Below are 9,420 nucleotides of genomic sequence, written 5' to 3' on the forward strand. Positions count from 1 at the left end.
TTGCGGTTACGCCTTCCCGACCATCATCGGCGCGAAAGTGGCGGCTCCCCACCGTCCGGCCGTGTCGTATGCGGGCGATGGCGCCTGGGGCATGAGCCTGATGGAAACGATGACCTGCGTGCGCCACAACATTCCCGTCACGGCCGTGGTCTTCCACAACCGCCAGTGGGGCGCGGAAAAGAAAAACCAGGTCGATTTCTACAACCGCCGCTTCGTTGCCGGTGAACTCGACAACCAGAGTTTCGCCGAGATCGCGCGCGCCATGGGTGCCGAAGGCATCACGGTCGACAAGCTGGAAGACGTGGGCCCGGCCTTGAAGAAGGCGATCGACATGCAGATGAATGAAGGCAAGACGACCATCATCGAAATCATGTGCACGCGCGAGCTGGGCGACCCGTTCCGCCGCGATGCGTTGAGCAAACCTGTGCGGCATCTGGATAAATATAAAGATTACGTCTGATTTGCTGCTGGAGTGTTGGATTACGCCCTGGCGGGCTAATCCAACCTACGCAAGCTACGCGTGGTGCCGGCGTAATCCGACACCACCCTGACCGATCCTTGTATGACCCCGGCAATCGCGCCGGGTTTTTATGTGCCGGAGCCATGCCTCATGCTTCCATGGTTCCGGCATTTTTTTACCGAATTGGAGTTCCCATGAAAGCCCTGCACCGCATCATCGCCCAGGCCCGCGCCGTGCCGAAACATATCGTCTTGTGCGAGGGCGACGACATGCGAGTTTTGCAGGCGGCCGCGCGTGCCGCTGCTGAAGGCCTGGCCCACATTACCATCGTCGGCAATCCCGCCGCCATCCTGGCCCTGGCGCAAGAGCACGCGCTGAACCTGGACGCCGTGCGCCTGGTCAACCCGGCGCAGTCCAGCGAGTCGGAACATTACGCTCAGCAATTATTCGTGCTGCGCCAGGCCAAGGGCATGACGGTGGAGCAGGCGAGGATCGCCGTGCAAGAACCGCTGTGCTACGCCAACCTGATGGTGCGCCTGGGCGACGCGGACGGCTGCGTGGCGGGAGCCGTGCACACGACGGCCGACGTGGTGCGCAGCGCCATCCAGATCATCGGCGTCGACCCGGCTTTCAAGCTGGTGTCGAGCTTTTTCCTGATGATGCTGTGCGAACCTTTTCACAGCCTCAAGGGCGGTTTCATCTTTTCCGACTGCGCCCTCGTTGTTGATCCGAAAGCCGAGGAATTGGCCGACATCGCCATGGCGGCCGCCGACAGCGCCCAAGCCTTGCTGATGGAAGAGCCGCGCGTCGCCATGCTGTCGTTTTCCACCAGCGGCAGCGCCCACCACGCGGCCGTCGACAAGGTGCATGCGGCAACAGACCGGGTCAAGGCCCAGCGTCCGCTGCTCGCCATCGATGGCGACGTGCAGCTCGATGCGGCCATCGTGGCCGAGATTTCCCAGCGCAAGGTCAAGGATTCCGTCGTCAACGGCCGCGCCAATGTGCTGGTGTTTCCGAACTTGGACGCGGGCAATATCGGCTACAAGCTGGCCGAGCGCATGGGCGGCGCCGTCGCCATCGGCCCCTTGCTGCAAGGCTTGAAGAAGCCCGCCAACGATCTGTCGCGCGGTTGCAGCGCCGACGATGTCTATAACGTGATTGCGGTCACGTCCGTGCAGGCCCAGGGTGGGCGCTGAGTTGTTCAGCTGGCCCGTGCTGGCGCTGCTGGGCGTAGTGGCGGCGGGCACGTACTTCCAGACCGTCACGGGCTTTGGCCTGGGCATGATCGTCATGGGCGTGGCCAGCGGCCTGGGCCTGGCGCCCGTGCCCGCGCTGGCGGCCCTCGTCAGCCTGCTGTCCCTGGCCAATTGCCTCGTGGCCTTGCCGGGCGCCTTGCACCACCTGGACTGGCGCGCCATCCGCGCCGCCAGCATCGGCTTGCTGCCGGCCATGGCGGCCGGCGTCTTGCTATTGGGATACCTGGACCAGGCGTATGCGCCGCTGCTGCATCTGTTGCTGGGCGCGGCCATCGTGTATGGCGGCGTCAGTATTTTGCTGCAGGCGCCACCTGGCCCCGGCGCGGCCGACAAGCGCAGTTTCTTCATCAGCGGCGTGTGCGGCGGCCTGTTCTCGGGCCTGTTTTCGCTGGCCGGACCACCGCTCGTGTACCAGTTCTACCGCCAGGAAATGAGCTTGAAAACCATCCGCTACAGTCTGATCTTTTTATTCGCCATCAGTGCGGGCGGGCGCTCGCTGATGGCGGGCAGCCAGGGCCAGCTCGACGCGAAAGTGCTGCTGCTGTGTGCGCTGGCCTTGCCCGTGGGCGTGCTGGCCACGATGGCCGGCAAGCGCTACCCGCCGCCGATCGCCCAGCGCGGCATGCGCCGCATCGCGTTTGCCGTGCTGACCCTGATCGGCATTTCGCTGATGGCGGCGGCCGTGCCGCAATTGCTCGGCTAGTTTCCAAACGTGCGGCGCTTGCAAAATAGTCAAACTGCCGTTATATTCCCCGTTCTTTCTCGAACCTCTTCCTTATTGGAGCCAAAAGTGCCTCGCTTCTTCGCCATCACCTGCTAACGCTGACGAAATGCTCTTTGCAGCATCGTTCGGCGCGTTGACGCCCCCGATTGCTGCGGCACTGCTCTTGCTCTTCCCGCACACGCATCCGAGACCCTGGTCTTGATCGTCCACGCCCGAACACGTCGTCAGCACCCCTGACCCTGTATGGACACGCCCCGGTGAACGCGGCGTGGGACGCTATGTTTTTACAATCTTTACCCTTATTCAAATACCCGCGCACGCCGCACCTGGAAGGCTCGCGCCTGCAGGATGGCGACGACGGTTCCGACCAGATGCCCCTGAAAAAGCTGGCCGGCCAGTATGTCGTCATCGAGGAGAAAATCGATGGCGCCAACTCCGCCGTGTCGTTCAGCGATGCGGGCGAGGTGCTGCTGCAGTCGCGCGGCCACTACTTGGCGGGCGGCGGCAGCGAACGCCAGTTCAACCTGTTGAAACCGTGGGCGCATGCGCACGAACACGCCTTGCTGGGCTTACTTGAAGACCAGTATGTGCTGTTTGGCGAATGGTCGTACAGCAAGCATTCCGTGTTTTACGACCGCTTGCCCCATTACTTCAACGAGTTCGACGTGTATTGCCGCCGCAGCCAGATGTTTTTGTCGACGGCGCGCCGCCACGCCATACTGGCCGGCTCACCCGTGCTGTCCGTCCCCGTGCTGTATGCGGGGTTGATGCCAGCCACGCCGAAGCAGCTGTGGCAGTTGCTGCGCCATTCGCTGGCCAAGTCCAGTCTGTGGCGCGATGCTTTTGAACACGCGGTGGCGCGCGAGCGCCTGCCGCTGGGCCTGTGCTGGAAGCAGACGGACAAGTCCGACCACGCGGAAGGGCTGTACCTGAAGGTGGAAGACGACGAGCAAGTGCTGGCCCGCTATAAGCTGGTGCGCCATGACTTCACGCAAACCATCCTCGACAGCGGTTCGCACCACAGCACGCGGCCCTTGATCCCGAACCAGCTGGCTGACGGCGTGGACCTGTACGCACCGCAGCCGCTCGTCACGTGGGAAAGCCTGGGTTTGCATACCTGCCGTTCGCTCGACGAACTGGCAGTTTTCTCAAGGAGTACAACATGATGAACTGGAAAACCCTGCAGCAACTGGTGCCGCCAGCGGGCCAGTCGCCCGATTTCAATGCTTGCCTGGCCGCCTTCCCGCAGTTGGAACTGGCCAAGACGACGCCGCAAAACCCCGTCTATCACGCGGAAGGCGATGTGTGGACGCATACGATGATGGTGGTGGAGTCCTTGCTGGCCATGCCCGACTATCAGCAAGCCACGCGCGCGGAACAGGAAATCGTGTTTCTCGCCGCCTTGCTGCACGACGTGGCCAAGTGCAGCACCACGGTGATCGACCCGGTGACGGGCGCCATCGGCCAGCCCGGCCACTCGCGCAAGGGCGCCCTCGATGCGCGCATCGCCTTGTGGGATTGCGACGTGCCGTTTGCCGCGCGCGAGGAGATCTGCCGCCTGATCAATGTGCACCAGGTGCCGTTCTTTGCGCTGGAAACGTCGCGGCGCGGCGTCACGCCCGAGTTCACCGTACGCGAACTGTCGTGGCAAGTCGATATCCGCTTGCTGGCCAAGCTGGCCGAGGCCGATATCCGCGGACGTATCTGCCCCGATCCGCAGCGCATTCTGGACGCCATCGAGCTGTTCCGCGAACTGGCGCGCGAGGAAGGATGCTATGGCCAGCGGCGCGCTTTCGTTGACGATCACACGCGCGTCAAATATTTTCGCGGCGCCGAGGCGCATCCCGATTATTCCCTGTTCCAGGAGCCGGGTTCGCACGTGGTCGTCATGTCGGGCTTGCCCGCGTCGGGCAAGAACACGTGGGTGGACAAGCACCATCCGCGCCTGCCCGTCGTGTCGTTTGACGATGCGCGGACGGCCCTGGGCTTGAAGCATGGCAAGAACGAGGGGCAGGTAGGCGACTATGCGGAAGAGCGGGCGCGCGAATTGTTGCGCAAGGGCGAACCGTTCGTGTGGAATGCCACGCATCTGTCCAAGCTGATGCGCGAAAAGACGCTCAACCTGCTGTACAAATACCACGCGCAGGTGGAGCTCGTGTACTTGGAGCAGCCGCGCAAGGAGTTACTGCGGCGCAACGGCCAGCGCGACACGTCGCTCAGTAACAAAAAGCTGCAAGCGATGCTGTGGAACTGGGAAATTCCGCTGCCGATGGAGGCGCACACGGTGCGCTACGAAGTGAGCTGAAGGCTTAACGTTTGCGTCCACCGAGCAACTGCGCGATCTCGCTGAACAGCTCATTGTTCAGCGAGGCGGGCAGGGTGGTGGCCAGGCTGCGGCTGTAGTAGGCGCCCAGGTCCAGGCCCAGTCCCAGCCCGCAGATTTCCACGGCGCCCTGCGCTTCGCGGCGCGCCACCACTTGTTTCAGATGCTGCGCCAGGTAAAACTCGTCGTTGGCGAGATTCGTGGCCGTATCCATCGGGCAACCATCGGACACGACGAGCAGGATGCGCCGCCGTTCCGGTCGCGCCAGCATGCGCGTGCACGCCCAGTCCACGGCTTCGCCATCGACGCCTTCGCGGTACAGATCCGCTTTCAGCAGGGCCGCGATGTCGGGCCGCGCGCGGCGCCAGCTGGTATCGCCATCCTTGAAGACCATGTGCACGAGTTCATTCAAGCGTCCTGGATTCGCCGGCGAGCGGGCGCGCATCCAGTCGCGCTTGGCTCTTCCCCCGTTCCACGCGCCCGTCGTAAAACCCAGCAACTCCGTGGCAACGCCGGCCTGGTCCAGTGCGCGCAGCACAATGTCGAGCAGCACGGCCACGGATTCCGCATGCGTCTTCATGGAGCCGGAGCAATCGACGAGAAAGGTGACGAGGCAATCGGCTTGCGGCAGGAATTGTTCCTTGCGAAACAGCCTGCGCTCGGATGGCGAACTGATCAGTTGCGCCAGCCGCCGGCCGTCGATATACCCCTCTTCTTCGCCAAACGACCAGCCGTCGCGCTCGGGCACGGCCAGCAATTGCGTGAACCGCCGCGCCAGGCGGGCCGTGTTGATGCCCAGGCTGGCGATGCGACCATCCATGCGTTCGCGGTATTCGAGCAGCAGGGCTCGGCGGACCAATTCGCCCGCTTTTTCCTCTCGGTCATACACCGTGGAATAGGCACGGTAGCCGCCATCGCCATCGCTGAAGGCGCGGCTCTCGCCCAGCGGGGCGGCGTCTGGAACATTGTCGTTATCGCTGTCGAAATCGAGCAGCAGCTTGAAGGCCGCCTGCGCTTTGGCGTCGCCTGCCTCGTCCTGGCCGTCATCGCGCGCGGCTTGCGCGTCTTTCAGCATGGCATCGACGGCGTGGGCGATAGCCAGTGCATGGCGCGCAAAGGCGGCCTGGTCGGCGCGGTGGCGGCGCAATCCCGCCAGGTCGCCGCTCAATTGCGACGACACCGACCAGCGTGTCGCTTCAATAAAATCTTCCGTCTTTTTCAGCACGGGCCTGGCCGTCAGGCGCGACCAGCACATCTGGAATACCGTGTACAGCAGCAAGCCCGAAGCGCCTTCGGCCAGGCCGGAATCGTAGAACGCGTGCGACCATGCCGTGAAACGGTGGCGCAGGTTGCCGATCACGCCAGCGTGCCGCTCGGGCGCCAGCGTTTCCACCCTTAACTGTTCCAGCAATTCGAAGACGAGGCGCGCCACGGGTTCGACCGGGCAGAAGGACTTGTGCAGGGCCGCATCCGTATGCAGCATGCGCAGGGCCACGCTGTCGGCCGCGCCACGCAGCGAGGGCAGATCCCGCAGCGCCGCATCGGGCTGCAGATGGGCCGCGTGGATCGGCAGGGGATGGTGGCCGTCGTGCAGGCGTCGGCCCCGGTAGCGTATCGAGGGAGAAGCGCTGAGGGCGCGGATGGCACCCGCGCACAGCTCATCCGTTTCCTGCTGCTCGCGCGTGTAGGCGGCGGGCGCCGTCGTTTCGGTACTCATGCCTGGCTCGCCAGCAATTCCTCATTGAAACAGCGCTGGTAATACTCGGCCACCATGGGCCGCTCGGCCTCGTCGCATTTGTTGAGGAAGGACAGGCGGAAGGCCAGCGCCGGGTCGCGGAAGATCTGGCAATTCTCGGCCCACGTGATCACCGTGCGCGGCGACATCAGGCAAGCCAGGTCGCCGGCCGCATAGCCGTGGCGCGTGAGGCTGGCCACGGCCACCATGGCGGCGGCCAGTTGGCGGCCCGCCTCGTCGTTCATGGCGGGGACACGCGCCAGGACGATCTGCGTTTCTTCCTCCTGCGGCAAGTAGTTCAAGGTGGCAACGATGTTCCAGCGGTCGATCTGCGCGTGATTGAGCACTTGCGTGCCGTGGTACATGCCGTTCAAGTTGCCAAGGCCCACCGTGTTCGAGGTGGCGAACAGGCGGAAGTGGGGATGGGGCGTGATGACCCGGTTCTGGTCGAGCAGGGTGAACTTGCCGTCGCGCTCGAGGATGCGCTGGATGACGAACATCACGTCGGGGCGGCCCGCATCGTATTCATCGAAGATCAGGGCCACGGGCCGTTGCAGGGACCAGGGCACGATGCCTTCCTGGAATTCGGTGACTTGCTGCTGTTCGCGCAGCACGATGGCGTCCTTGCCGACCAGATCCAGGCGGCTGATGTGGCCATCGAGGTTGACCCGCACGCAAGGCCAGTTCAGGCGGGCCGCCACCTGCTCGATATGCGTGGACTTGCCCGTGCCGTGCAAGCCCTGCACCATCACACGGCGGTTGTGGGTGAAGCCGGCGAGGATCGCCAGGGTCACATCCTTGTTGAAGCGGTAGGCGGGATCGATGTCAGGCACGTGCGGGTCGCGTTCCGTGAAGACGGGCACGAGCAGGTCGCTGTCGATATCGAACAGGCTGCGCACGGACTGCAAGGTTTGCGCCGCTGCGGCGGGGGGATGTTGGCGTGAATCTGGCACCTTGTTCTCCTGTGAAACCGCAGCATGGGCGCTACGGCGGTTATGAATGACCGGTTTGCAATGCGTCGTCGTCCCCGCCCGTCGTCGGCATGGTTTCCGATTCGATGGCGGCCAGGGCTTGCGCGGCGCGCTGCAATGCTGGCAAGAAATGTAAAGCCTTGTCGTGCGTCAAACGGATGATGGGCGCCTGGATAGCCACGGCCAGGTTCGAGCGGCCGTTCGGGTTCGGCACCAGCACAGCCACGCACAGCAGGCCGGGCAGGAATTCCTCGTCGTCCAGCGCATAGCCGTTGCGGCGCACCAGTTCCAGTTCGCGCTCGAGCTTGACGGGGTCCGTTTCCGTCTTGTCCGTAAAGCGCGTCAATTCCATATGGCCCAGCAGGCGGCGCCGTTGCACTGGGGTCATTTGCGCCAGGAACAGCTTGCCGCTCGACGAACAGTGGGCCGGCACGCGCGAACCGGGATGCAGGTAGAAGCGCAGCGGGGCCGCCGTTTCCACGCGGTCCAGGTACACCACTTCGCTGCCGCTGAAGGCCGTCAGGTTGCAGCTTTCGCCCACTTCCTCGACCAGCTGGCGCAAGACCATGCGGCGGGCGCCATGGAACGTGTTGTTAATCAAGAGGTTCGACGCCAGGCGGCGCAGGCGCACGCCCGTGCTGTAGTGGCGGCCATCGCTTTCGCGCTGCAGCACGCCCACGCTTTCCAGCTGTTGCAGCATGCGGTGCAGAGTGGGCTTGGGCAAGCCCGTTTCTTCCACCAGCGCTTGCAGCGACAGCAACTGGTCTTTTTCGGCAATCACTTCCAGCAAAGCAAACAAACGCATCGTGGGCGTGTCGCCTTCCAGTTTTTCCGGCTCAAGTTTTGGGGATGAAATCATGTCCATGGTGGCCTCGGTTGTCTGTCTGAGTGTTATTTCATTTTCGAACTCAAATTGTACCGTTTCCTCGAAATTCTGTTTGACTTTTGATTGCCGAACGCTTAAATTGAATTGTATATCAAATTTCGGAACAAAATATACCGTTTTTTGATAAATAAGTTGCTCACTACACTGCAGTTCATTACAACAGACCAGGAGACACCCATGAATGACATGACCGACCAAAAAGCCGCCGCAGCCGCGATATCTGTTGGCCCGCAAAAGATGACGCCTTCCGAAGCGTTCGTGGAAACTCTGGCCGCCAATGGCGTGACCGACATGTTCGGCATCATGGGCTCGGCCTTCATGGACCCGATGGATATCTTCGCCCCGGCCGGCATCCGGCTGATCCCTGTCGTGCACGAGCAGGGTGCCGGCCACATGGCCGACGGTTACGCCCGCGTCTCGGGCCGCCATGGCGTCGTCATCGGCCAGAACGGTCCCGGCATCAGCAATTGCGTGACAGCCATTGCCGCCGCCTACTGGGCGCATACCCCGGTCGTGATCATCACGCCGGAAACGGGGACCATGAGCATGGGCCTGGGCGGCTTCCAGGAAGCGAACCAGCTGCCGATGTTCGAGGAATTCACCAAGTATCAAGGCCACGTCACCAATCCGGCCCGCATGGCGGAATTCACGGGCCGTTGCTTTGACCGCGCCATGTCCGAAATGGGTCCGACGCAACTGAACATTCCGCGCGACTATTTCTATGGCGAAATCAAGGCCGAGATTCCAAAGCCGAACCGCCTGGACCGAGGCGCCGGCGGCGAACAAAGCCTCAACGATGCGGCGGAGCTCCTGGCCAAGGCCAAGTTCCCTGTGATCATCTCGGGCGGCGGCGTCGTCATGGGCGAAGCGATCGAGGAATGCAAGGCGCTGGCCGAGCGCCTGGGTGCCCCCGTCGTCAACAGCTATCTGCACAACGACTCCTTCCCCGCCAGCCATCCGCTGTGGTGCGGTCCGCTCGGTTATCAAGGTTCGAAAGCTGCCATGAAACTGATCGCCAAGGCCGACGTCGTCGTCGCTTTAGGTTCGCGCCTGGGCCCGTTCGGT

At 63.1% G+C, this 9,420-nt stretch carries 9 protein-coding genes; 6 read left to right on the forward strand and 3 right to left on the reverse strand.

What is annotated here, in order from left to right; all coding sequences use genetic code 11:
* The 5 genes from SKZ59_RS27975 to SKZ59_RS27995 all read left to right on the forward strand — a co-directional run.
* On the forward strand, window positions 1–460 hold a 460-nt coding region (locus tag SKZ59_RS27975), incomplete at its 5' end, for a thiamine pyrophosphate-dependent enzyme (RefSeq protein ID WP_319993570.1).
* A 194-nt stretch (window positions 461–654) separates the two neighbouring features.
* Window positions 655–1,656, forward strand: a complete 1,002-nt coding sequence (gene pta, locus SKZ59_RS27980) for a phosphate acetyltransferase (RefSeq protein WP_319993584.1) — start codon at window positions 655–657, stop codon at window positions 1,654–1,656.
* Between the two features lies 1 nt (window position 1,657).
* Window positions 1,658–2,419 carry a sulfite exporter TauE/SafE family protein gene (locus SKZ59_RS27985; RefSeq protein ID WP_252867002.1) on the forward strand — a complete coding sequence of 254 codons (762 nt, stop codon included), beginning with the start codon at window positions 1,658–1,660 and terminating at the stop codon, window positions 2,417–2,419.
* A gap of 299 nt (window positions 2,420–2,718) precedes the next feature.
* On the forward strand, window positions 2,719–3,606 hold the full coding sequence (locus tag SKZ59_RS27990) for an RNA ligase family protein (RefSeq protein WP_319993585.1): 888 nt from the start codon (window positions 2,719–2,721) through the stop codon (window positions 3,604–3,606).
* Window positions 3,603–4,745 (forward strand): AAA family ATPase, encoded by a 1,143-nt coding sequence (locus SKZ59_RS27995; RefSeq protein ID WP_413774609.1) that lies wholly within the window; start codon window positions 3,603–3,605, stop codon window positions 4,743–4,745. Before SKZ59_RS27990 ends, SKZ59_RS27995 begins: the two co-directional genes overlap by 4 nt.
* A 4-nt stretch (window positions 4,746–4,749) precedes the next feature.
* Here SKZ59_RS27995 and SKZ59_RS28000 read toward each other — a convergent pair whose 3' ends face one another.
* From SKZ59_RS28000 to SKZ59_RS28010, 3 genes are read right to left on the reverse strand one after another with little or no spacing between them, the layout of a single operon-like run.
* Window positions 4,750–6,480: a cobaltochelatase CobT-related protein gene (locus SKZ59_RS28000; protein ID WP_319993586.1), complete on the reverse strand. Its 1,731-nt coding sequence runs from the start codon at window positions 6,478–6,480 to the stop codon at window positions 4,750–4,752.
* On the reverse strand, window positions 6,477–7,451 hold the full coding sequence (locus SKZ59_RS28005; RefSeq protein ID WP_319993587.1) for an AAA family ATPase: 975 nt from the start codon (window positions 7,449–7,451) through the stop codon (window positions 6,477–6,479). Before SKZ59_RS28005 ends, SKZ59_RS28000 begins: the two co-directional genes overlap by 4 nt.
* A 40-nt stretch (window positions 7,452–7,491) precedes the next feature.
* Entirely contained in the window at window positions 7,492–8,328 is an 837-nt protein-coding gene (locus SKZ59_RS28010) for an IclR family transcriptional regulator (protein WP_374106902.1), read from the reverse strand.
* A 213-nt stretch (window positions 8,329–8,541) separates the two neighbouring features.
* Between SKZ59_RS28010 and SKZ59_RS28015 the strand changes: the two genes are divergently transcribed.
* Window positions 8,542–9,420: thiamine pyrophosphate-binding protein (locus SKZ59_RS28015; RefSeq protein ID WP_413774610.1), on the forward strand; the 879-nt coding region annotated here is incomplete at its 3' end.

It is taken from the genome of Janthinobacterium sp. GMG2 (genome assembly GCF_033949445.1).
GTDB classification, from domain to species: domain Bacteria; phylum Pseudomonadota; class Gammaproteobacteria; order Burkholderiales; family Burkholderiaceae_D; genus Janthinobacterium; species Janthinobacterium aestuarii.